Source organism: Halobium salinum (genome assembly GCF_026586625.1).
Classification (GTDB): domain Archaea; phylum Halobacteriota; class Halobacteria; order Halobacteriales; family Haloferacaceae; genus Halobium; species Halobium salinum.
Genome location: NZ_JAODIW010000010.1, coordinates 642,752 through 665,215 on the forward strand (window position 1 = coordinate 642,752; position 22,464 = coordinate 665,215).

At 67.6% G+C, this 22,464-nt stretch carries 22 protein-coding genes and 2 tRNA genes; 9 read left to right on the plus strand and 15 right to left on the minus strand.

Features of this window, described 5'->3' with window-relative positions; all coding sequences use genetic code 11:
* Positions 1–62: 62 nt before the first annotated feature.
* The 9 genes from N5095_RS21870 to N5095_RS21910 form a co-directional block, all read right to left on the minus strand.
* Positions 63–899 (minus strand): DUF7289 family protein, encoded by an 837-nt coding sequence (locus N5095_RS21870; protein WP_267625326.1) that lies wholly within the window; start codon positions 897–899, stop codon positions 63–65.
* On the minus strand, positions 892–1,401 hold the full coding sequence (locus N5095_RS21875; protein WP_267625327.1) for a DUF7266 family protein: 510 nt from the start codon (positions 1,399–1,401) through the stop codon (positions 892–894). The genes N5095_RS21870 and N5095_RS21875 overlap by 8 nt, the downstream gene beginning before the upstream one ends.
* Complete coding sequence (locus N5095_RS21880; protein WP_267625328.1) at positions 1,398–2,903, minus strand: DUF7261 family protein; 1,506 nt, start codon at positions 2,901–2,903, stop codon at positions 1,398–1,400. The genes N5095_RS21875 and N5095_RS21880 overlap by 4 nt, the downstream gene beginning before the upstream one ends.
* Positions 2,891–3,532 carry a DUF7288 family protein gene (locus tag N5095_RS21885; RefSeq protein ID WP_267625329.1) on the minus strand — a complete coding sequence of 214 codons (642 nt, stop codon included), beginning with the start codon at positions 3,530–3,532 and terminating at the stop codon, positions 2,891–2,893. Before N5095_RS21885 ends, N5095_RS21880 begins: the two co-directional genes overlap by 13 nt.
* On the minus strand, positions 3,532–4,044 hold the full coding sequence (locus N5095_RS21890) for a DUF7287 family protein (RefSeq protein WP_267625330.1): 513 nt from the start codon (positions 4,042–4,044) through the stop codon (positions 3,532–3,534). The genes N5095_RS21885 and N5095_RS21890 overlap by 1 nt, the downstream gene beginning before the upstream one ends.
* A complete protein-coding gene (locus tag N5095_RS21895) occupies positions 4,044–6,077 on the minus strand; it encodes a type II secretion system F family protein (RefSeq protein ID WP_267625331.1) in 2,034 nt (677 codons plus the stop codon). Before N5095_RS21895 ends, N5095_RS21890 begins: the two co-directional genes overlap by 1 nt.
* A complete protein-coding gene (locus tag N5095_RS21900; protein WP_267625332.1) occupies positions 6,074–9,541 on the minus strand; it encodes an ATPase, T2SS/T4P/T4SS family in 3,468 nt (1,155 codons plus the stop codon). The genes N5095_RS21895 and N5095_RS21900 overlap by 4 nt, the downstream gene beginning before the upstream one ends.
* Before the next feature lie 447 nt (positions 9,542–9,988).
* Positions 9,989–10,061 (minus strand) — tRNA-Arg (locus tag N5095_RS21905).
* Positions 10,062–10,148: 87 nt separating this feature from the next.
* Positions 10,149–10,454, minus strand: coding sequence for a Sec-independent protein translocase subunit TatA/TatB (locus N5095_RS21910; RefSeq protein WP_267625333.1), 306 nt, complete (start codon positions 10,452–10,454; stop codon positions 10,149–10,151).
* Between the two features lie 103 nt (positions 10,455–10,557).
* Here N5095_RS21910 and N5095_RS21915 point away from each other — a divergent pair, with 103 nt between their 5' ends.
* The 3 genes from N5095_RS21915 (at position 10,558) to N5095_RS21925 (ending at position 13,253) form a co-directional block, all read left to right on the plus strand.
* Positions 10,558–10,815 (plus strand): hypothetical protein, encoded by a 258-nt coding sequence (locus N5095_RS21915; RefSeq protein ID WP_267625334.1) that lies wholly within the window; start codon positions 10,558–10,560, stop codon positions 10,813–10,815.
* A gap of 53 nt (positions 10,816–10,868) precedes the next feature.
* Entirely contained in the window at positions 10,869–11,753 is an 885-nt protein-coding gene (locus N5095_RS21920; RefSeq protein ID WP_267625335.1) for an HD domain-containing protein, read from the plus strand.
* 198 nt (positions 11,754–11,951) lie between these two features.
* Entirely contained in the window at positions 11,952–13,253 is a 1,302-nt protein-coding gene (locus N5095_RS21925; RefSeq protein ID WP_267625337.1) for an MFS transporter, read from the plus strand.
* Positions 13,254–13,285: 32 nt separating this feature from the next.
* Here the strand turns inward: N5095_RS21925 and N5095_RS21930 are convergent, their stop codons facing one another.
* Positions 13,286–13,558, minus strand: coding sequence for a Sec-independent protein translocase subunit TatA/TatB (locus N5095_RS21930; RefSeq protein ID WP_267625373.1), 273 nt, complete (start codon positions 13,556–13,558; stop codon positions 13,286–13,288).
* A gap of 167 nt (positions 13,559–13,725) precedes the next feature.
* On the opposite strand from N5095_RS21930, the gene N5095_RS21935 reads away from it, so the two are divergent.
* Positions 13,726–14,172: a DUF488 family protein, N3 subclade gene (locus tag N5095_RS21935; RefSeq protein WP_267625338.1), complete on the plus strand. Its 447-nt coding sequence runs from the start codon at positions 13,726–13,728 to the stop codon at positions 14,170–14,172.
* Positions 14,173–14,267: 95 nt separating this feature from the next.
* Here the strand turns inward: N5095_RS21935 and N5095_RS21940 are convergent, their stop codons facing one another.
* A complete protein-coding gene (locus tag N5095_RS21940) occupies positions 14,268–14,783 on the minus strand; it encodes a hypothetical protein (protein WP_267625340.1) in 516 nt (171 codons plus the stop codon).
* 148 nt (positions 14,784–14,931) lie between these two features.
* A tRNA-Gly gene (locus N5095_RS21945) sits at positions 14,932–15,002 on the minus strand.
* Positions 15,003–15,453: 451 nt separating this feature from the next.
* On the opposite strand from N5095_RS21945, the gene N5095_RS21950 reads away from it, so the two are divergent.
* The gene (locus N5095_RS21950) at positions 15,454–15,801 is read left to right on the plus strand and encodes a hypothetical protein (protein WP_267625342.1); all 348 of its coding nucleotides are present in this window, start codon (positions 15,454–15,456) and stop codon (positions 15,799–15,801) included.
* Positions 15,802–15,997: 196 nt separating this feature from the next.
* Here the strand turns inward: N5095_RS21950 and N5095_RS21955 are convergent, their stop codons facing one another.
* Both N5095_RS21955 and N5095_RS21960 read right to left on the minus strand, forming a co-directional pair.
* Positions 15,998–17,074 carry an NAD(P)/FAD-dependent oxidoreductase gene (locus tag N5095_RS21955; RefSeq protein ID WP_267625344.1) on the minus strand — a complete coding sequence of 359 codons (1,077 nt, stop codon included), beginning with the start codon at positions 17,072–17,074 and terminating at the stop codon, positions 15,998–16,000.
* A gap of 87 nt (positions 17,075–17,161) precedes the next feature.
* Positions 17,162–17,740 carry a HalX domain-containing protein gene (locus N5095_RS21960; protein WP_267625345.1) on the minus strand — a complete coding sequence of 193 codons (579 nt, stop codon included), beginning with the start codon at positions 17,738–17,740 and terminating at the stop codon, positions 17,162–17,164.
* A gap of 216 nt (positions 17,741–17,956) precedes the next feature.
* Between N5095_RS21960 and N5095_RS21965 the strand changes: the two genes are divergently transcribed.
* Both N5095_RS21965 and N5095_RS21970 read left to right on the plus strand, forming a co-directional pair.
* Positions 17,957–19,624, plus strand: coding sequence for a methyl-accepting chemotaxis protein (locus tag N5095_RS21965; RefSeq protein WP_267625346.1), 1,668 nt, complete (start codon positions 17,957–17,959; stop codon positions 19,622–19,624).
* A 99-nt stretch (positions 19,625–19,723) separates the two neighbouring features.
* Positions 19,724–20,449 carry an RAD55 family ATPase gene (locus N5095_RS21970; RefSeq protein WP_267625347.1) on the plus strand — a complete coding sequence of 242 codons (726 nt, stop codon included), beginning with the start codon at positions 19,724–19,726 and terminating at the stop codon, positions 20,447–20,449.
* Positions 20,450–20,462: 13 nt separating this feature from the next.
* On the opposite strand, the gene N5095_RS21975 is transcribed toward N5095_RS21970, so the two are convergent.
* Complete coding sequence (locus tag N5095_RS21975) at positions 20,463–20,804, minus strand: ArsR/SmtB family transcription factor (protein WP_267625348.1); 342 nt, start codon at positions 20,802–20,804, stop codon at positions 20,463–20,465.
* Positions 20,805–20,967: 163 nt separating this feature from the next.
* Here N5095_RS21975 and N5095_RS21980 point away from each other — a divergent pair, with 163 nt between their 5' ends.
* Positions 20,968–21,249: a DUF7521 family protein gene (locus N5095_RS21980; RefSeq protein WP_267625349.1), complete on the plus strand. Its 282-nt coding sequence runs from the start codon at positions 20,968–20,970 to the stop codon at positions 21,247–21,249.
* A gap of 445 nt (positions 21,250–21,694) precedes the next feature.
* The gene (locus N5095_RS21985; RefSeq protein ID WP_267625350.1) at positions 21,695–22,303 is read left to right on the plus strand and encodes an archaellin/type IV pilin N-terminal domain-containing protein; all 609 of its coding nucleotides are present in this window, start codon (positions 21,695–21,697) and stop codon (positions 22,301–22,303) included.
* The last annotated feature ends 161 nt before the right edge of the window (positions 22,304–22,464 follow it).

The following is a 22,464-nucleotide window of genomic DNA, read 5'->3' on the forward strand; positions in this document are numbered from 1 at the left end:
ATCGACCGACCGACGGCGTACTCGACCGTTCGGCCGACTGGGAACACCGTCCGACCGACCGCTCACTCGATGGAGACGTCTATCTCCACGACCGTGACGTAGACGCGTTCGACGCCCTCGACGTCGCACTCGACGGTGTCGCCGTCGACCGAGCAGTCGTCCGCGTTCGGCGTCGCGTCCTCGAGGTAGCGCTCCCACGCGTCGGTTCTGGGGGTCGTGACGTTGAGGTAGAGGTGGTACGGCTCCGTCTCGTCACGTTCGGTCACGAACACCCGTTCGGTGGCGCGCTCGGTCCGGACGAGCACCGTCGTCGAACCGGCCACGTTCGTCCCCGCGTCCCGAGCGGGACGGGTCGCCACGACCGGGATGATGGCCCGGTCGGTTCGCATCTCGTCGGCGTCACCGTCGTCGAGCACCAGGTCGGGCTGACGGGTGACCACGGCGCCCTCGCGCTCGCTCCGGAGGACGGCACCGTTCGAGTAGACGACCTGTGAACCGCCGTCGGCCTCGTACACGAGCGGACTCACCTCGTACTCGGTCGTCATCGATTTCGCCGCCGTCGTCGGGTGCGCGGCGGTCACGTTCACGACGGTCGGCTCGTCGACGGACAGACCCGCGTCGGCGAGTTTCAGTTCGGTCGCGCGGCTGGGAGCGCTGTCGCGGGCCACGTCGTCGACGTTGTCGGCGAGCACGTCGAAGGCGCGCTCGGCGTTGTTCACCCGCTCGAAGTCGCGGGCGTCCTGTAACCCCTGCTGGCCAGCGACGTAGACGATACCGACCGACGAGAGCACGAGCCCGAACACCAGGACGAAGCCGAGCACCTCGCTCACGCCACGTCGGTCGCCGCGGAGGGCTCCGGCGGCCCCGACACCGGGGCCGCCGGAGCCGGTGTCAGTCACCGGCATGCACCTCCAGATGGGAGTCAGTCTCGTCGTACTCGACGACCAGGTTCCCGCCCTGCACCGGCGCTCCCACCTGCACGTCCGTCCGGGTCCTGAACGTGACTTCAACCGTCACCTCCGGGTCGGCGCTGTGGAGGGTTACGGTGGCGGCGTCGTCGCCGGCGTCCGAGTCCGTGAGTTCGACCGTGTACGCCGACCCCCCGACGCGCTCCGGGAGGCGGAACGAGGCCCGGACGTCCGTGTCCGTCCCGCCGGCGACGACGAGGCGGTCCGCCGCGCTCACGTCCGCCGCCACCTGCTCGCCGAGCACCTCCAACTCGGAGCGGACGACCCGCTCGCGCTGGCCGTCGACGAACCCACCCATCGCGATGAGGAGTCCGGAGATGAGCACCGTCGTGATGGCGAGGGTGAGGACGTAGCCGAGTGGAGTGGAGACCGCGCGGTCGTGATGACCCGTCGAGGGGCTCGACGTCCGGTTCGGACGAGTGCGCGGTGTCATGGCGGCGCCTCCGTCTCGTCGCTGTCCGTCGACGCCATTCCCTCGTCGTCGGTGACGATCACTTCGACTCGCCAGTCACCGGCGTTCGCGTTCCCACCTTTCTCCTTGACCTGAACGTCTTGGAAGACGTAGCTACCGCCGTCCGGGTTGGTGGCCGGGGTGATTTCGTGTTCCTCCTCTTTGTTCCCGTCGGGGTCGTACAGGACGAGTCGGACCTGCGTCAGCGACCCGTCCGTGTCCTCGGCCGACCAGTCCACCGTGAAGTCGTACTTCTTCCCGCCGTCGGCGGCGACGCTGAACCCGTCGACGGTCGACTGTGGGGCCGCGTTGCCACCGTCTCCGCCACCCCCGTCGCCTCCGCCGCCACCACCACCGCCACCGCCGGCGACGGCACCGCCGGGGAGCGACCCGCCGATGCCGTACCGCCGGTCGTACCCCGAGGGGTCGACCGCGACGGTCGTCTCGTAGCGCGTGTCACCCGCGTCGTAGCTGAGGGTCGCCGCCGCCGAGTACACCGCGTCCGTGGCGTACGGGGAAGCGTCCACAACCGACGTCTCGTCCTCGTACTTCGTACCGTCGTCGACATCCTCGACGGCGTCCGCGACGAACAGTTCGTAGGTCCCGCGGACGTTCGGCGTCGTGTCGGTCCCCGCCCGTTCGAAGCGAATCTCGTGGGACTCCGTGAGTTCGGTGAGCGCGTCGAGGGCCGAGCAGTCCGTCCCGCCGACGTGCTCGTTCTCCACGTCGACGAGGACGTGCCCGTCGGTGGGGGTGGCGGTGCAGCGTGCCTCCATCGTTCGCGCCGTCCCGTCGTCGCGTAGCAGCGTGGCGCCGACTTCCCCGCCGTCCTCGTACAGGTACAGCTCCCACGTCGGGTCGGCGTCGGAGGGGGCCACGCCGCCCGCTTCGTCGAACACGACACGGAACATCGAACTGTCGCCGGCGTAATCCTCGGCCTCGTCGCCGTCGTCGGAGAGCGCGTGGAGGTCGGTCGTCGAGACGTTGAACCGGACGTTGCGGCTACCAGACGCGTCCGCCACGAGCGTCCAGTCGCCGGACCCGTCCGCGGACGTGAACGACCCCTCGACGTCCTGTGTGAGTCGCGTCCCGGCGACGGTCGACCCCGGGACGTGCTCGACCTCCACGGCTGTGCCGCGGGTCGCCGCGTGAACCGTCACCGCGTCGCTCCAGTTGGCCACGCTGTGTTCGTACACGGTCTCCCGGTCGCCGTGGTCCGCGTAGTTCGTGTGCGTCATCGCCCCGACCAGTCCGCGCTCGACTGACTCGCGGACGGCGTGCGCGTCGTTGAGCGCGGCGGCGTCGTTACGCGTCGCCAGGTTCTCCGTGTAGATTGCGGTGTTGAGCAACAGCGCGAGGGCGACGAGGAGCACTGCGAGCGCCAGCCCCGTCACGAGCAGGAGTTGAGCGCGGTCCTCGCTCCCGTGGTCGCTTCCGTCCCCTTCACCACCGCCGCTACCGCCGACCCACCTCACATCCGCCACACGACCACCTCCAGTTCGACCACGGCGTAGACGCCGCTCGCGGCGGTGTCGTCGGTGAAGTAGCCGTCCGCGTCGGCGAGTCGGGTCCCGGTCGGGTCGCCGCGCCAGTCGTCGACGACGTGGTCGTCGTACAGCGTCACCGGCCGGCTCGCGACGACCGCGTTGTCGCTCGGCTCGCCGAGGTCGACGACGTGGTGGACGCGGCGCTGTCCGCCGTCGACGTAGTAGGCGTTCACGTCGAACGCGATTCCGCGTTCGAGAAACGTCTGCGTGAGCGTGCGGAGGAACGGGACGGGCACGGAGTCGTCGTCCGCCCCGAACGCCTCGTTCGGCGGCTCACCCTGCGTGTACGCCCCACCGCGGCTGGTGTTCCAGTGGCGCGTCCCCGACTCGTTCCAGTAGAGGAGCGTCTGTCGCAGCTCCCCGCGGTCCCCTGCCACGGCGAGTACGCCCTCCGCCGTCGCCGCCTGCTGGTTCTCGATGTGCTGACTGGACGTGCTCGCCGTCAGCGGCGTCACCGCCGTGGCCTGCAACGCGAAGACGAGTCCGGCGACGAGCAGGAGGCTCGCGGTCACCGCCTCCAGCGTGTGTGCCTGTGCGCGGTCGCGGTCGTCCCGGTTCCGAAGCATCACCAGACACTCACCAGGAGCCGGTACGTCTCGCCGTCGTAGGAGACGGCGCGCTGTGCGACGGCGACGTTCCCGCTCGACGGGGGTGTCGGGCCCGCAGCGAGCGACCCGTCGTCGGTGCCGTCGCCGTCGAAGTCGGCGTCGACGACCCCGTCCGGCCCCTCGACCGTCACCCGTACACCGGACCCCTCCGCGTGAAGCGCCGCTCCGAGGTCGGAGGCGTCGGTTCCGAACCGACAGTCGAGGCCGCCGGCTCCGTCGCCCTCCGCGTCGAAGAACTCGCGGGCGCAGTCGCCGTCGAGGCGGTACGGCTCGGTCGGGTCGGCGACCAGCAGGTCCGCCGCCAGCGACTCGGCGAGGCGGTCGGCCCGTCCCACGTCCTCCTGCGTGCTGTCGAAGGGGTCGAGCATCCCGGGGACGAACGTCACCACACCGGCGACGGTGACGAGGAAGATGCTGACGCCGACGGCGTAGTCGAGCGTCGACTGGCCGCGGTTCGTCCCGCCCGCCATCAGCCGACCACCATCCACACCGCGAGCGCGATGGTCTGGAGCACGACGACGAACTTGACCCCGGAGACGATGTCGGCGTCGCGGATGTACCCCGCGATGAACCCCGAGAGGATGGCCTGCAGGGTGACCGCGTGGAAGAACAGCAGCGAGAGCGTGTTCGGGTCGACGCCCCCGCCGAAGCTGGCGGCGCCCGCCCCGCCGCCACCGCCGCCGCCCGCCTGGCTCGTCAGCCCGGCCATCACGTCGAGGAACTGTGTCTTGAGGATGGCCATGACGGCGAGGAGGGTCAGGTACGTCATGATGATGATGACGACCTGCATCCGGGTGCGGGACTTGCGCTCCCGGTCGATGTCGTCCTGGTTCTCGGAGGCCTGCGCGGCCGTCGTCAGGACGTCCGTAATCTGGCTCGACGCCTCCTGGGCCTTCGTGATGAGCTTCACCGTGCGGGCCAGCCGCGGGATGTGGTACTTGTTGTTGAACTCGACGAGCGCCTCCTTGAGGCTCATCCCGTACTGGACCTTCCCGTGCATGACGTCGAACTCGTCGGCGAGTTTGCCCGAGGAGGTGTCCGAGACGGCCTTGACCGATTCGAGGAGCGTCAGGCCGGTGTCGTTCGCGCTGGAGAGCTTCCGGAGGTTGTCTGAGAGCTTCCCGACGACGGCGGCCCGCGAGCGGACGTTCCACGTGTGGAAGACGGCGAGGGGAATCGCCGTCGTGTAGACGGGGACGTACACCCAGACGAACGTCGACCACACCGGCGACGCGACCATCGCGTCCCACGAGGTGGGCGCCGAGCCGCTGGCGACCGCGAGGCCGAGGAGGACGGCCACGGCGGGCCCCGTCAGCGCGAGGGTGTACAGGGGTCGGTCCCGGAAGAACAGGTGTGGCCGTCTCAGTAGGGCCGCTGTTTTGTGATTCCCCTCGCGCGAGTGTACCCGGTCGAAGAGGCTGTACGAGCCGACGAAGCTCTCGACGAAGCCGAGGTGGACGAGCCCCTCCTTGTGAGCGTCTTTCAGGCGGTCGGTCGCGTCGGCGGGCGCGAGAAAGCCGTCGCCGACCTCGTCCTGTTTGACCGTCGAGACGAGCACGAGGAAGCCGGCGCCGGTGATGGGGATGAGCCCGTAGACGGTGCCGTACAGCATCGCCTGGTCGGCGTTGCCGAGCATCCCCATGATGACCAGGATGATGATGAGCAGCAGGGGGAACAGCGAGAGCGTCATGTACATCTCGCCGAACAGCTCCAGGGTCTCCAGGGTCATCTCCTGTTGCTGTTTCGCCGTCCGCATGTGCTTCTGCTTCTTGTCGTCGAGGAAGCTCTGCATGTCGCCGCCGGAGTTGATGATGGAGAGCATGTCCGTCAGAAACTGCGACAGCTCGTCGCTCGGGGTCTCCATCGCCTGCTCCCTGATGGCGGTCCGGTAGTCGGTGCCGAAGTACTCCGTCTCGTTGACGATGCTCTGGAACTCGTGGGCGACCTCGCCGTACGTGTCCTCGGCCTGGCCCATCGCCTCCAGAATCTCGAGTTGGTTCAGCCCCCCGACGGAGAGGGCGTACATGAACGAGATGGCGTCGACGAGCAGCATGTTTATCTCGCGCTCCCGCGCCGAGGCCCGCGAGTACGGGATGGCGACGAGGGTGCCGAAACCCGTCGCGAAGCCGACGGAGCCGAAGACGACGCCCGCCAGCCCGACGGCGAGGGGCACCTTCACCGCGGTGAGGACGTCGGCCATCGCCTCGCTCGGGAGTTGCGCGCCGAGCGAGAGCATCCCCGGCGGAATCACGCCGAAGGCGAACAGCATCCAGGCGAGCGCCGTGCCCATCGCCCACAGCGCTCCGCCGGCGATGACGCCGATGCCGAGCGCCCGCGCCACGTACAGTTCGACGGTGACCGGCATCCGCGCCTGCGCGAGCTTCTCCCCCACGTCGCCGACGAAGTCGCCGTCGGCGTCGAACAGCAGGCGGAAGAGCGGGTAGAACGCGTCACCGAGCGGGTCGTCGGCGTCGACGCTCCCGCCGCCGGTCTCGAGGCTCATCGGGTGTCCTCGCTCCCGTCTCCGGAGTCCGCTTCGTCGTTCCGGGTGTCGGTCGCCTCGGTGTCAGCCGCGTCGGGGTCGGCCTCCTCGAACTCGCCGAAGCCCCAGTCGTCGGAGTCCTCGGGCGCCTCGGGGCCGTCGGAGTCGACGGACCGGTCGGTGGGCGTCGGCTCGCCGACGGTGTCGCTTCCGTCCTCCTCGACAGCCGCCGCTCCGTCGTCGTCGACGACGACCCGCCCCGTGGAGTCGTCAACGTCGTCGTTCCCGTTCTCGGCCTCCCCCGCGTCGGCGGGAGCCGACCCGACGAACGCCGAACCATCGGCCTCGAAGTCGAGCGAGTCGTCGTCCGGTGGGCCGAACGCCGGACCGCGGCCACTACCGCTCTCCGACTCCGACTCGCCACGCTCGTCAGGGTCGGGGTCGGGGCCGGGACCACCGAACCCATAGTCGCCGGCAGGCACGTCCGCGCCGTCGTCGGGGGTGCTGTCCCCGCCGTCGCCGTCCCCGTCGAGGAACCCGCCGAAGGGGTCCCCGTCTTCGTCCTCGTTTCGGTCGGCGAAGCCGTCGACCGCGGCCTCGCCGTCCGGCCGGTCGTCGCTCTCGTCGCCGTCGGCCGTGCTCTCCGGGGACTCGTCGGTCGGTGGTCCCTCCGGCGGTCGACCCGACGCGGAACTGTCCGTCGGCCCCTCGTCGAGGGCGGGGGTCCGCTCGTCGTCGGCCGGCCCGTCGAGTTCGTCGGGTCTCCTCTCGGGTGCGTCGAGTTGCGGGTCGTCGGGACCCGAGCGGTCGAACCCCTCGCCGGCACCGGGCGTCGCCTCCACGTCCTCGTCGGCTTCGACGCCGGCGAGGGCGTCGGCTACACTGCCGGCGGGGCGGTCGCGGAACTCGGGGAACAGCTCCTCCTCGGCGCGCGCGAGAACCGCCTCGGCCTCCGCGAGTACGTCCTCCGGCGGGTCGGGTCGGGGGACCATCTCCTCCTTCTCGGGGTCGACGTCGATGAGGACGGACTCCATCTCGCGGAGGTCTTCGAGGCTCGTCTCGAGTCCGTCGCGCGCCATCAACGAGACGATGGTCGGCGGGTCGTTGATGAACGCCTGGAGGGTGGCGGCGACCTGTGCGTACGTGTTCAGCCCGTTGACGATGAGGTACGCGATGACGACCTGCCGGCGGAACTGCTCCCCGGCGAGTTCGTCGGCCGACCAGCCGCGGTCGAACATGATCTCGTTGAACGTGTTCGAGTCGCCCATCTTCAGGAACTCGTCAGACTCGGCCTGCCACTGAAACACGTCCTGCACGTTGATTTCGTCGTTCTCGGGGTCGTAGTGGTTGATTTCGGTGAGCGACTTGTTCCGGCGGACCTTCCGGCCCTGCACGCGGGTGGAGGTCTGGATGGAGACGAGGTCGAGCGCCGTGAACATCGTCTTCGAGACGTTGATGGGCTCCGTCGTGAAGCGCTTCAGCACCTCGCCGACGCTGTCTGCGTGGAAGGTGGTGTAGGTAGTGTGGCCCGTGGACATGACCTGGAAGGCGGTGCGTCCCTCCTCGCCGCGAATCTCGCCCATGACGATGTAGTCGGGGCGCTGACGCAGGGCGGCTTCGAGGAGGTCGAACTCGTCGACGTCACCCTTGTCGTCGTCGGAGAAGGAGGGTCGAGTGACGCTGGCAATCCAGTTGCGCTGGGGGAGTTCGACCTCGCGGGTGTCCTCGATGGAGACGATTTTGGCGTTCGAAGGGATGAACAGCGAGACGGCGTTGAGGCTGGTCGTCTTCCCCGACGCCGTGCCGCCCGCGAAGATGAGCGACTTGTCGTTCTCGATGCAGAGCCAGAGGAAGGCCATCTCGTCGAGCGAGAACGTCTTCCAGTTGATGAGGTCGATGGGGGTGAACGGGACGTCCTTGAACTGCCGGATGGTGTAGTTCGTCCCGTGGTCGGACACTTCCTTCCCGAGCGTCAGCTGGGCGCGCGACCCGTCCGGGAGGGTGGCGTCGACCTGCGGCCGGCGCTTCGAGATGCCCTTGCCGGAGCGCTGGGCGAGCTTCACGACGAAGTCGTCCAGTTCGGTGCGCCCGTGGTAGACGTTCGAGATGATCTGCTCGTAGTCGCCGTGGTAGACGAAGACGGGCGAGTCGTACCCGTCACAGGAGACGTCCTCCACGTTGATGTCGTGTTTGATGCCGTCGATGCGCTCGTAGCCGATGAAGTCGCGTTCGAGGTAGTACAGCAGCTTCCGGACCTCGTACTCGGTGAGCGTCTCCGCGTCGTCCTCGAGGACGGCGGGCTCCGGTCGTGCGGCGATGCCCTCGATGTTGCCGTTCTCGACTATCGCCTCCCAGCCGAGCGCTCGAAGGACGCGTGGGCCGAGACCCTCGGCCCCGCCGTCGATGCCGAGTCGGTCCGCGAGCGCGTTGCCGAGGCTCCCCCCGGACTCGCGGCTGTACAGGTCGTATCGGTCGAGCAGGTCGTAGGTTCGGTCCTCGATGACCGTCCGCCGGTGGGCGTCGCCGTCCGGCCCCTCCGTGTCGTCGACGACGGCCTCGTCGTCGTACTTGATGGCGGTCCGGAGCTTCCCGGTGAGGAACTCCCCCAGGTCGGATTCGATTTCGTTGCGGTAGGGCTCGACGAGGTAGTACTTCTTCTCGTTCTCCTTCGTCGAGTGGAACACCACGACGAACGCGTACGGCTCGTTCACCCAGTACCGCTCCACCTCGCGGAAGTGGGTCTTCTTCGCCATCGGCACCGCCTTCTCCAGGTCGTAGCGGTTCGCGATGGTCGTCTGGCCCGCCGCCGTCGAGAAGAACGCGTCCTCGTCGAGTTCCTCGTCGACGTCGACGGTGCGCTCGTCGACTACCTCGTCCAACTCGTCGGCGCGGTCCGCGAGCCGTGAGAGGACGCTCTCGATTCGCTCCGGGTCGAACCCCGACCCGAGCGCCTCCTCCCGGGAGAACGGCTCCTTCTCGCCATCCGCGTCCCGTGGGGCGTCGCCGTCCTCGTCGTAGTAGTACTCGCGCTTGTAGTGTTCCCACAGCCACTCGTCTTTGACGACGGGCGTCGTCTCCGGGTCGCAGAACGACTCGAAGTACTCGGAGAGGGCGTCCGCGTTGCCGCCGCCGACGGCGACTCGCGGTTCGAGGTCGTCGGGGTGGAAGCCGAGGTACTGTCCGGGGTCGAAGTCGACCCGGTCCCAGTCGTCGCCGACGGGTTTGGTCGGCTCGTACTCCTCCTCCTCGTCCCAGCGGTCGCTCCCGGGGACGGCGCGCGGACCGGGGTACAGCTCGTCGGCGACGCTGTCGTAACCGTGTTCCTCGAGGAACTCCCGCCACGTGTACTCGCCGACGCGCGCCACCTCGCGCTCGCTGTCACCACCACTCGTGTCCGTCTCCACCCCGTCCCCCGTGGACTCCGCCGGCTCCTCCGGCTCGGTCCCCTCCCCCGAGTCGGCGTCGTCGGCGATGTCGATAGCCATTGCCACCAGAACGAAGCTCCCATTAAAAAAGTCTTGTCTCGGATTCTCACACGTGAAAATCGGAGATGGAGTCGCCCGAACGGCCGAATTTCGGAGGAAGCGGCCCGCTCGAATACCCCACTGGCAACTCGGCGTCCGTTTATGTCGGTTGAGCGTTGCGATTTGCGGACACCGATGCCGTCATATCGGTGTTCACCGAGTTCGAGTGAGTGAAACGGACGAGACGGGCACGGCGGGATTCGAACCCCAGTCGCTCCGCTCGCTGGCGCTCGCGTCGCTCCCTGCTTCGAATCCCGCGAGAGGTCCTCCGGTCCTCGCTGGCGCGAGGACACTACGGGCACGGCGGGATTCGAACCCCAGTCGCTCCGCTCCCCGGCGCTCGCGTCGTTCCCTGCTTCGAATCCCTCGTGGAACCGTTTTCACGGCTCGCTGTCGCTCGCCGGAAAACGGGCACGGCGGGATTCGAACCCGCGATCGAGAGGTTAGGAACCTCTCGCCCTGTCCGCTAGGCCACGTGCCCCGGCGCGGAGTTCGGCACCGCCGCTAAAAAGGGATGTGTTCCGTGAAAAGTGAGACCCGACGGCGTCGGGCCGGAGAGTGGGTGTCGTCAGTTGTTACGCTCGGTCTCGGTTTCGGCCTCGGTCGTCGACTCCGTCGTCGACGTCGAGCCGGTCGTCGAGTCCGAGTCGAGCGACGTGTCGCCGGAGACGGCCTCCTTCGTGTTCTCCTCCATCTCCTGGAGTTCTTCTTCGATTTCGTTGCGGCCCTTCTGGAACTCACCCATTGCCTGCCCCGTCGAGCGCGCCAGCTTCGGGAGCTTGTTCGCCCCGAACAACAGGACGACGATGAGCAGGATGATGAGCATCTCCGGCCCGCCGGGGATCGCGCCGAACAGCGGGAGTGTACTGAGCATCTCTACCCGTCCCTAACTCTGTGGCAATTATAGGCTTTTTGCTCCCCGCGGCGACACTCCGTCGAGCCGAAACGCCCGCCGAGCCCTATCCGAAGGCGCCCGTATGGCCGACATTGGCGACGAACCCCCCGACTGCATCGCACCAGTCGTCTACGAGGAGGTCGCCCCCGAGACGCTCTCTACGACCCCGGGCGCGGAGGCGCCCGCCATCCTCGTGTCCTCCGCCGGCGCGTTCACCGCCGTCTGCACCGAGGAGCCGTGTCCCTTCGCGTACGCCCCGGGAGTTCGACCCCGGCACGACGGTTCCGTCCCGGTCGTCAGCGACACCAACGGGAGCTACTCGACGACGACGGCGTCGTGACGTTCTTCGCGCGCCCCCGAGGCCTTTTTCTCCGCGGCGCGAGAACCCCGACCATGAGCGAAGAGACGGGCGCCGGCGGCGACGCGGGCGTCGAGGCGGGGGACGTGAGCGGGTTGAACGACGTGGAGGACGGAGCCGACGTCGACGACAGCGGCGGCAGGGAGTACGACCCCGACGCGGACCACGCCTACCCCGACGAGAAGCTGAACGAGGTGTTGCCGGCCATCGTCGAGGACCCCGAAATCTCGACGTATCTCAAGGCACAGAACGTCAACGCGGTGACGAGAAAGGGGTACAACGACCACGGGCCGAAACACATCGAGATCGTCCGGAACCGCGCGCTCCGGCTGTACGACCTCCTGAAGGAGGGCGGTGTCGAGTTCAACGGCGCGAGCGAACAGGGGCTCGACGAGGCCGACGAATCGGTCATCGTCGCGCTCGCGGCGACCATCCACGACATCGGCCACGTCGTCCACCGGGACGAACACGCCTACTACTCCATTCCGCTCGCCGCCGACCTGCTCGACCGGTTTCTCCCGCAGTTCTACGACACCGAGACGCAGGTCCGGGTGAAGGCGGAGGTGCTCCACGCCATCCTCTGTCACCACACCGAGGAGGACCCCCTCACCACCGAGGCCGGCGTCATCCGCGTCGCCGACGCCCTCGACATGGAGCGGGGCCGCTCGCGGATGCCCTACGAGCGCGGCGGGCGCGGCATCAACACCCTCTCCAGTCAGGCGATTCGCAACGTCTCGCTGAAGCCCGGCGACGACAAGCCGGTGCTCGTCGAAATCGAGATGGTGAACGCCGCCGGCGTCTATCAGGTCGACAACCTCCTGAAGGCCAAGCTCCGCAACTCCCGACTGGAGGACGACATCCGCATCGTCGCCGTCAACACCAGGGTCGAAGACCAGCTGGTCGAGCGTATCGAGCTGTAACGGGTCGACGGCTCGGTGCACCGCTCCTCCGGCGTCCCGGCGTTCCGACGCCTCGGACCGGTCGCCTCGTCGCCGGCGGTACCATCGCCGGCCGCGTCCTGCGACTTTCCTGCGCGGGTCGTTCACACGTGGAAAACCGGCGAACCCCTCGTGGAACCGCCCCTTTTCAACGGTGCGTGAGCTACTTCGAATCGAAACGTGTCGAGTTTCACCGGTTCGCTCAGCGTGCTCCGTGACCGCGAGTTCGCCGCCCTCGCCGGGACGGCGTTCGCGAGGAGTCAGGCGTACTCGACCATCCTCATCGCGCTCGCGCTGTACGCCGGGCCGGGACAGTTCGACACCACGGGCACCGTCGAGGGGCTGTTCGGCACCGCCTTCGCCCTCGTCCAGCTTCTCGTCGTACTCCCGCTCGGGCGGAAGATAGACACCGGGGACGCGAAGCGGTACCTTCTCGTCGGCCTGCTGCTGAACGTCCTCGTCTTCGTCGGCTTCGCCTTCGTCGCGAACCCCGTCCACGTCATCCTGATGCGGATGCTCCAGGGGCTCGGCGCCAGTCTGCTCTGGATCACCGGCTCGACGGTCGTCGGCGAAATCAGCCCCGACGACGCCAGCGGGCGGTGGCTCGGCGTCTACAACCAGGTCGGCGCGTTCTCCAGCCTCTTCGGCGACCTCGTCGGCGGCTACCTCCTCTACGCCCACGGGTTCAGTGCGACCTACGCGGTGCTCTCGCTGGTCACCCTCGGCGCGTTCGTGCTCGTCCTGCGCTACCTCCGGGACACCCCCGGCGGGCGGAAAGACCCCGAGGAGGCGACGAGCGTCGAGACGTTCCGCACCCTCCTCGCCCGGCCGATGGTCCGCGCGCTCGTCGCCTTCCGCCTCGCGTTCTCCGTCGGGAAGATGGCGGTCATCATCTTCCTGCCCATCCTCGCTCACACGGAGTTCGGCATCGGCGCGTTCGCCATCGGCTGGATTCTCGCGGGTGGGAAACTCACCAAGACGGTGTTCCAGGGGTACGTCGGCGACCTCACCGACGAGGTCGGTCGGAAACCCCTCTTCGTCGCGGGCGGCGCGCTCCTCTACGGCGTCGGCACGGCGCTCGTCCCGCTCTCGTTCGTCGCGGAGGGCGTCGTCGACCCGATTGCGCTCTCGGTGTACGGCGGCCGGTCGGTCACGCTCGGCGGCGCCTTCTTCGCGCTGTTCGGCGCCTACGGTCTGCTCGGCGTCGCCGACAGCCTCCGACTTCCGGCGAGTATGGCGCTGTTCGTCGAGGAGGGCGAGCGCTTCGACTCGGTGGCTTCGAGCATGTCGCTGCGCTCCATCTCGTGGAAGGTCGGACAGGTGACCGGCCCGGCGCTCATCGGCGTCATCAAGGAGTTCGTCTCGACGACCGCTGCCTTCCTCACCGCGGCGGGGTTCATCGTCGTCGCGACCGGCGTGTTCGTCATCGCGTACACCCGGGCACGGCGGACGACGACGGCGGAGCCGACGCTGGGCGACTGAAGACGGTAGGAACGGACGCGAGAGGAGTGACGCTACTTCGCGGGGGTCACGCCGACACCGGCGGATGTGGTCTCGGTCTCGACCTCGGTCGTCGCCTCGGCGTCGACCGCGTCGGCTTCGGCCTCGTCCACCTCGTCGCCGAGGCGGGCGCCCTCGGCCAGTTCGCGTTCGATTTCGGCGCGGCCCCGTTGGAACTCACCCATCGCCTGACCGCTGGCGCGGGCGAGCTTCGGGAGCTTGTTCGCACCGAACAGCAGGACGACGATGAGGAGGACGATCATCATCTCGGGACCGCTCGGCAGCATGAAGAGAGGGGTGAGAGTCACGAGGGGGAGATACGCGCGCCGACGATATCAAGCTACCAGCCCGCCCGAACCCGGATACATCGGGGTCGTGAAGGGTCTGAAGAGTCGGGCGTCGACCGGCGGCCGGCCACACCGTTAATCACGTCGCGGTCGTACTGCGGCCCGTCATGCCCACGGGAACGCTCCGTGACACCTACGTCGCCGCACTCCAGCACGACCTCGTCGACGTCGACGACGCGGACCTCGTCCTCGGGGTCGTCCGCCGACCCACGGGCTGGTTCTCCGCCGTCGTCGACGAGAACGAGCCCGCGCTCGCGCCGCCCGCAGACCTCCTCGACGACGTGCAGCGCCGGAAGGAGGACCTGAAGCTGGCCGGCCTCTGTGACGAAGGCGCGCACAACGCGGCGTGGGACGAGACCGACTTCGCGGACCGTTATCTGGACTACCTCGACGGCGACCCCGACGCGGCGTCGGCGATGAATCGCGTCCGGGCGTGTCTCGACGCCGGCGAGGAGGTGGTCCTCGTCTGCTTCGAGAACACGGCGAAGAAACGCTGTCACCGGACGTTACTGGCCGAGCGACTCGGCCGGATGGATTGTCACAGGTCCCCGTAGTTTCTCCCCCCCCGCGTGGGGCGAGAATCACTGCGTGGCCACGACACGCCCTATCGGTCGTCCGAGTAACTCCTCGGCGAGGGAAACGAGCGCTTTCACCCGGTACAGCGGGCCAGCACGTCGGCCGCGTCGGCGGCGCCGACCTCGGTCGGCTGTCGCGAATCCGAGAAGGCCACCCGTGCCGACCCGCTCTCGTCGTCCACGTCGACCGCGAGCGGTGCGTCGGGGTCGTCGAGGCCGACCGCACACAGTCCGGAGGAGGCGCTCCGGGAGACGCCCTCGTCGATGGCGTCGTTCTCGACGACCGCGACGCCCTCGCCGCTCCGGTCGAGGTCGGACACCGACACCGCGGTGTCGTCGCCTTCGGCGCGTACCGACACCCGGTCGGTCGAGACGTTCGCCGCGACGGTGCCGTCGTCGGACGCGAACGACAGCGAACCGCCGACGACGCGTGTCGCCCCGTCGAGGGCGCCTGCCGCGCCGTCGGCGACGTCGCCCGCGGGCCGGGAGACGACCCCCGGTGCCACTGCCTCGGCCGACGCACCGACGCCGGTTCCGACCACCAGCGCCCACAGCACGGCCCCGGCGAGGAGCACACGTCGTTGGTCCATGTCGACTCTCCGTTCGGGGCGTTCGTACAAGAGTATAGACCGGCTACTCCGCCGTAGCGGGTGGTTACGTCGAATCTGGGGGAGCCAGCGTCGGGTTCGGGGTCGGCGCGTTCCTCGCGGCCGCTCCCCGTGTGCGGTGTTCGAGAAGTGCGCCGGCCGGGAGTCGAACCCGGATCATTGGCTTGGAAGGCCAAGGTCTTGCCATTAGACCACCAGCGCTCACTACACTCGCTCCGATTCCCACCTCGCTCCGCTCGGTGAGACACCGGCGCTCGGCCTCACCTTCTCCACGACCCGTTAAGGGTGTTACCCTTCGCGTCGGACACGACGCTCATTCGCTTTCACTGACCTGTTTCCGAAATGTATAGAGGTCCACACACCCGCAGTCCCTCGGTTTCTGGGTCCGAACCGGGCGGTTATCACTTTCAATCCGGCGTAGAATTCGGTTTATCCATCGCCTCCTCGTCAGAGCTAAAGAGAAATGTCAATGCACGGGCCACCGGACGACGGGAGACGGGGTGACGGCGGGGGACCGCAGGGGCGCGTCGGCCGACGCGGCACGCTACGGGGGTGGCGGTACACGCGTCCGAACGGCCGCACGAGCCGGGCCGGGACGAGCGACCACATTCGGTGTCCGAACCGCCCGCGAGCGAGCGAGGCCGGTGTCGACGTGGCGGTCGAACACGACGAGCGGCTGGACTGGGAGGCGGAGCGAGGCGACTCCGCGGCGCACGGCGGAGATACGCGACTGATGGTGCCAGCCGTGGAGCGCGTGTTGGGGGTGGTCCCGATGGCGAGTAGGTGGACGAAGTTCCAGACGGACTGTCTACTGGCGGTGGTGGAACTCGAATCCGAGTCGGCGCCGGGGCTCACGGGCCAGGAGGTCGAGCGGCGTCTGGAAGCCGAATACGGGTACGAGGTCGGGCAGGGTCGCCTGTACACGAACCTCGACCGGCTCGCGACCGAACGGTACTGGAGAAGGTTCCGATCACGGGGCGGTCGAACGCACACCGACTGACCGAGGCGGGCCGGCGCTTCCTCCGACAGCGCCAACGGACGTTCGACCGCGCGAACCTCAGCGACGCCACGTCCTGAGTCGCCGGCCGGTGGTACCTGCTCTCGACCGGTGGTCACCGACCCGCCGTGGCGCTCAGTCGTCGCCCTGCCGCGGTGGCACGTGCTCGTGACCGCCGGCCACTCGCGGCGCGACCGCGTCAGTCGTCACTCCCCGCCCGGAACGCCTGCGCCGCCTCGCGGAGCGCCGGTGACAACCCCGGGACGTCGCCGGCGTCGACCTCCCCCTCCGCGCGAATCTGCTCCAGACTCTTCGGGTACGTCCGGAGGTCGTAGTGGATGGCGATGCCGGTGTCGGCCCCCTCACCCATGGCGACCGGAATCTGGTTGTGGCCGGGCGTGAGGTCGCCGACGGCGAACACGCCCTCGACGGAGGTGCGCCCCTTCTCGTCGACGGACACGGTCCCGTCCTCGTTGCGCGCACAGCCGAGCGCGTCGACGAGTTCCGCGTGGTAGTCCGAGCCGTACATCGGGAACCCGCCGCGATACTCGCGGACGGTGCCGTCCTCGAACTCGAAGCTCTCCAGCCAGCCGTCGTCGCCGCGGTTTACGCCCGAAATCTCGGTCTCTATCACGTCGACGGGGTGGGCGCGGAGCTGTTCGTCGGTCTCCTCGCTCCACTCGGGGTCGCCGCCGCGGAGCAGGAGGTCCACCTCGTCGGTGAAGTTGAGCATGATCATCGCGACGTGGGCGGCGCTCTCGCCGGTCCCCATCACGAACACCGGCTCGTCGACGAACATGTAGGCGTCACAGTGGAGACACCAGTGGAGCCCCCGGCCGGTGCGCGGAAGCGGCGGGTCCGGTCGAACGTCGGAGAACCCCATCGCGAGAACGACGCGGTCGACGCGGAAGGTGTTCTCGCCGTCGGTCTCGACGCGGAAGGCCACGTCGCCGTTCTCTGTCCCCCCGCCGTCGCCGCCGCTCTCGACGCGCTCGACTCCGGTGACGCTCCCCCGCTCGAACGTGGCGCCGTAGGACTCGACCTGTTCGCGTGCGGTCTGCAGGAACTCGTTTCCGGAGACCTCCTCGGTGACCCCGATGACGTTGTGCGTGTCGAGCATCATCGCGGCCCGGCCGCCGCCCCGGTCGACGACGACGGTGTCGTGTCCGAGTCGTGTCGTGTACAGTGCGGTGCTCAGTCCGGCGGGACCGCCGCCGACGACTGCGACCTCGTAGGACCGCTCGCCGTCGCTCGTCGCCGCGTCCGTGTCGGTCATCGGGAGAAAATTGCGGCTCTCGTCGGATAAGCGCTTCAGTCTCGGCCCACCACGCCGATTTCCGGACGCCGTCTCGCCGCCGCGGGGTTACCGCTCCTCACCCACGTCACGAAACGCCGCCCGGTAGCCGGTCGCCCCGAACCGGCCGCCGATGGACCGGATGTCGCGTTCGAGCGACTCGAGTCGCGCCGTCACCCGGTCGTATCGGTCGTCGGCCGGTTCGGCTTCGGCACCCCCCTCGGTCGCCTCCATGCTCGCGCGCTCGGAGACGAGTTCGGCGCTCTCCCGGAGTTTCACGTCGTAGGACAGCAGGTCGACCAGCCGGCGGACGGCGCTGTGGAGCTCGTCGTCGGCGGGCGGCGTGACGAGGTACTCGTCGAAGCCACGCTCCGCCACGTCGGTCTCCGGGACGCCCTCGGTGAAGACACCCGCACGCGCGAGGACGTCCCTGTCCTGCATCGCTCGCAGGACGCCCTCGGCCGGCCCGTCCGGCAGCTCGTCGTCGACGAGCGCGACGTCGACCTTCGGGTCGTCGTCGAGCGCCTCGCGCGCGCCGGCGACGGACCCCGCCGTCCGCACGGCGTAGGCAGTACACAGATACGACGCGCAGCGTCTGCCGCGTTCACGGTTCTCGGTCACGATCAGTACGGTTGCTTCGGATTCCATGTTCCCACGTTCCCTGATGACCTGCGGGACTTCCCCCGGGCCACCACCCGGCCCGCGCCGTCAGTCATCGCGTCTGAACATTCCGGGGAACAGAACAGTATTAAATCTACCCATCGCCGTGGTAGCTCCCCGCACGAAACAACCGGAGAGAATCACCGCTGATATTCGGGAGCGAACTTTCTTTGCCCCCGATTGACACCTGCCATCGACACGACCATGGCAACGTTACAGGGACTCGCCGAACTGGTCGCCGGCTCGTTGGGGCTGTTCGCGGCGACGAGCGGCGTCAGTGAGGGCTCCGGTGACACGGCCGGCCCGGGCCGAGGGGCCGAGAGCCGGCCAGACCAGCACGACGAATCGGCCACGAACGCGGCGGCGACGAACGGAGGCTCCTCCGACGCTCCCGGCGCCGACAACGCAGCCAGCACGCCCGGCGCCGCCGACACGCCCGCCAGGCTGTTCGTCGACGACGAGCGGCTGGCCGACGCGATTCCGCTCTGCGTGTTCGCCCTCGGCCCCGACCACGAGGTGAAGGTGTGGAACCGCGAGGCAGAGGCGCTGTGTGGCACCCCCCGGGAGGAGGTGCTCGGGACGACCGAGGTGAGCGTCGCGTTCTACCAGGACGGCCGCCGAGCGATGACGCTCGCGGACAAAGTGGTGGAAGCCCCCGAGACCGCGGAGGCGGAGTACGGCGTCAACCGGAGCGACGACGTCTCCTACACCCGGTACGAGGACACGAGCACGATGCTCGACGCGCGGGGTGAGGAGGTCGAAATCTGGTTCACCGCGACTCCCGTCTACGACGACGACGGGACGTTCCTCGGGGTCGTCGAGATGGTCCAGGACCGAAGCGAGATGGTCGAGAAGCGCCGGGCGGTCGAGTCGCTGGTGGGTGAGGTCAACGGGACGCTGTCCGCCATCGGGGACGGGGAGCTCTCCGCGCGCGCGTCGTACGAGGACACGACCGGTGCGCTCGAACCCGAGTTGCTCGGGGTCATCGACGCGACGAACCGGATGGCCGAGAACCTCGAATCTGTCGTCCGCGAAGTCGAGGGCCGGACCGAGGAGCTCGTCGGGGATATCGAGGAGACGGCGGACGTCGCCGAGGGAATCCGCGAGACCGCCGCGGACCAGCGCGAGGACGTCCGCCAAGTCGTCGACGAGATGGGAACGCTCAGCGCCAACATGGAGGAGGTCGCCGCCAGCGCCCAGGAGGTGTCCTCGGCGGCGAACGAGGCCCGGACGGCGGCCGAGACGGGCCAGGAGGCGGGGACGCGTGCCAGCACGGCCACCGAGGAGTTGGAGCGGACGGGCGAGAACCTCGTCGAGCAGATATCCGAGCTCGAATCGCACATCGAGAGCATCGTCGACGTGGTAGACGTCATCGCCGACGTGGCCGACCAGACGAACCTGCTCGCGCTCAACGCCAACATCGAGGCCGCCCGCGTCGGCGCCGACGGCTCCGGTTTCGAGGTCGTCGCCGACGAGGTGAAGGGCCTCGCAGAGGAGACTCGCACGCACACGGAGGAGATAACCCAACGCATCGAACGGGTCCAGTCCCAGACCGAGACGACTGTCGACGCCGTCGGGGACTCGAACGAGCGGATTCACGAGGCGAGCACGCAGATCGGCGAGGCGCTGACCTCGCTCTCCGAAATCGCCGATGCGGTCGACGAGGCGGCCCACGGCATCGAGGAGGTCGCGAGCGCCAACGACGAGCAGGCGGCGACCGTCGAGGAGGTCACCTCGCTGGCCGAGACCGTCGAGGAGAGCGCCGAAGCCGTGGAGCGGAGCGTCGGTCAGGTCGCGGACACCACCAAGTCACAGGAGGAGACGGTCGTCGAACTCGCGGCGCAGGTGCACGAGCTGTCGAACGACGAGTGAGCGGGCCTCGGCGACCGCCGGACGAGAGTCCCGCCGTACTCCGACGAACGAAGAGGTTTTCCCGCTCGTCCCCGCAGTAGGTCTCAACATACCATTCCGATGCCAGACGTAGTCAAAACCGGAGTCGACGGCCTCGACTCCATCCTCAACGGCGGAATCGTCCGGGACGCGACCGTCCTCGTCAGTGGGAACCCCGGGACGGGTAAGAGCATCTTCGGCATCCAGTACCTCTACGAGGGGGTGACGGAGTTCGACGAACGCGGGGTGTACATCTCCTTCGAGGAGAACGCGGAGGACATCCGACAGGCCGCCGAGTCGGTCGGCTTCGACCGGTGGGAGGAACTCGTCGAGTCCGGCGACATCAAGGTGTACGACAAGCGCCGGATGCTTCGCGAGCAGGACTTCACCTCCGCGGTCGACGGACTCCTCGAGGACTTCTCGAGCGACGAGTACGACCGCCTCGTGCTCGACTCGCTCACGATGTTCCAACTGTTCTTCGACGACGAGCGCGAGAAGCGCACCTACTTGCTGAAGTTCTCCGACGTGCTCAAACAGTACGGGCTCACCTCGCTTCTCATCAACGAGCAGGGTGCCATGTTCCCCGAGACCGAAATCGGCCTCGAGAACTTCCTCACCGACGGGAACATCTACTTCATCCAGACGCCGACGGACTCGGGTGTGAACCGGTACATATGGGTGGCGAAGATGCGAAAACAGGACATCAACACGGACATCTTCCCGCTCGAAATCGGCGAGGGCGGCATCACCGTCTACGAGCAGGCGGGCGGGTTCTCGATGATGGGGAAGAACGAGTCGCCGTTCTGACCCCGCGGCCGGCTTACCCTTGGCCTTCGGAGATAGTGCGCCACACCTCGTCGAGTTTGTTCTTGACCTCCGAACGCTCCTCCAGTTCGACGTCGAGCCCCTCGTCGAAGGTGACGTGCACCGCTTCGACGTTCCGTCGGTACACCTTGATTCGGCGGTGCTCGTCGGAGAGCGGCCGGTCGTGGAGTTCGAGCAGGTCGCTCTCGGTGAGCTCGTTGATGCGCCGATAGCAGGTCGCGATCGGCACGTCGAGTTGGTCGCTCAGTTCCTGTGCCGACTTCGGGTCGGATGCGGCGCTGAGGATATCGGCGTTGTATTTATTACCGAGGACTTGGATGATGTCGTCCGCCCTCATCGATATCGGAAGTGATGCTGAGAGACAGATAAGCGTGTCGAACAGGAAACCGGGACTGCGTGGTGCTTCCGGAGGCTCCCGCTACCGGGGCGACACTGATTATCAAGGAGAATATTTGGGGACGTATCTTTATCTGTGGCGGGATGGCACCTGAAACGAGAGGATGCAAGTCATCGAGAGTCTCTATCTGGCCACCAGCGCCACACTCGTCCTCGCGGGGCTGACGATGGTGGGGCTGGCGGTCAGAGCGTACGTGCAGACCGGTCGGCAGGCGATGGTCCACCTGTCGGTTGGGTTCGCCCTCGTCGTCGCGGCCGCGGTGACGACCACGATTAGCGCCTTCGCGAACGACTTCACGGGTGTGAAGTCCATTCTGTTGATCAACAGCGGGTTCACGACGTTCGGCTACGTCTTCGTCGTCTACAGTCTCGTCTCGTACGAGTAGCGCTCGGGCGGGTCTCGGGCGTTCGTTTTGCCGACCGGATTCGTCGACGCCTCCGCGTTTACTCCCCCGATTCGCACTGCGGTTGCTGTCGGTGTTCTCGCAATTTTGCTCTCTACGCACGCGCGTTCCAGTCCCCATCGAGTTTCGCTGTCGGGCTTTCGTCGGGTTCCCCATCGGTGCGAGCTGCGCGTCGGCCCGTCGGAGCGTATCGAGGGGGTGGATACTCTCGGGAGGTGGCCCGTCCGCACGGCGAGGCCCGTCGGCGTACCGGCGGGACCATCGGGTCACCTCGTCGACGCCGCTGTACCGTCGCATCCCCGCCCGATACACGGTTTATCAATTCGAATATTTTGATACTCACCTTTATCAATAAGTCGCGAAACTGATTGGATAGAGTCTGACGGTGATGACGCTGCGGTCGAGCCTCAGACGGGAAGGAAACCATATGTTCGAATTCATTACGGACGACGAAGACCGCGGGCAGGTCGGTATCGGGACACTCATCGTGTTCATCGCGATGGTCCTGGTCGCCGCAATCGCCGCCGGTGTGCTCATCAACACCGCCGGCTTCCTGCAGACCAAATCCGAAGAGACTGGCGAACAGAGCAGTGCGCAGGTGACGGACCGCCTGCAGCCGATCGCGAAGACGGGTCAGGTCGACTCGTCGGACGGTTCCGTCCACCAGATCGACCTCGTGCTCCAGAAGTCGCCGGGCGCGTCCGACATTGACCTCTCGACAACGACCATCGAGTTCCAGGGTCCTGACGGTGTTAAGCGAGCTTCGCTTGACGGTATCGACTTTACTGACTCGGCAGTGAGCCTTCAGGACGACGACACCTCCATCACGGCTTCGAGTGTCCTCAACAGTGGTGAGGACCGTGTCATCGTTTCCATTGACCTGACTGATGGTGGCCTCTTTGGCAACGGTCAGGATCTCAGCCTTCCCGAGGGCGGAGAGGCACAGATCAAACTCAACACGGAAAGCGGTTCGACGACCGTCATCCGCATCAAGGTCCCCGAGTCCACGACCGGCGACAGCGTCGTCTCGGTCTAAACTCGCGAACCAACCACGTTCGACTACGCGGCCCTATTTTTCAGTACACTACACCCGACAGCGACAGCCGTCGCCGGCCGGGGACGTTCACGCGGTCGTGTTTAGTTTGGAGAATTGAACCAGGCAGCGAACGCTTGGAGCCAGTTTTCAGCGGTTTCAGG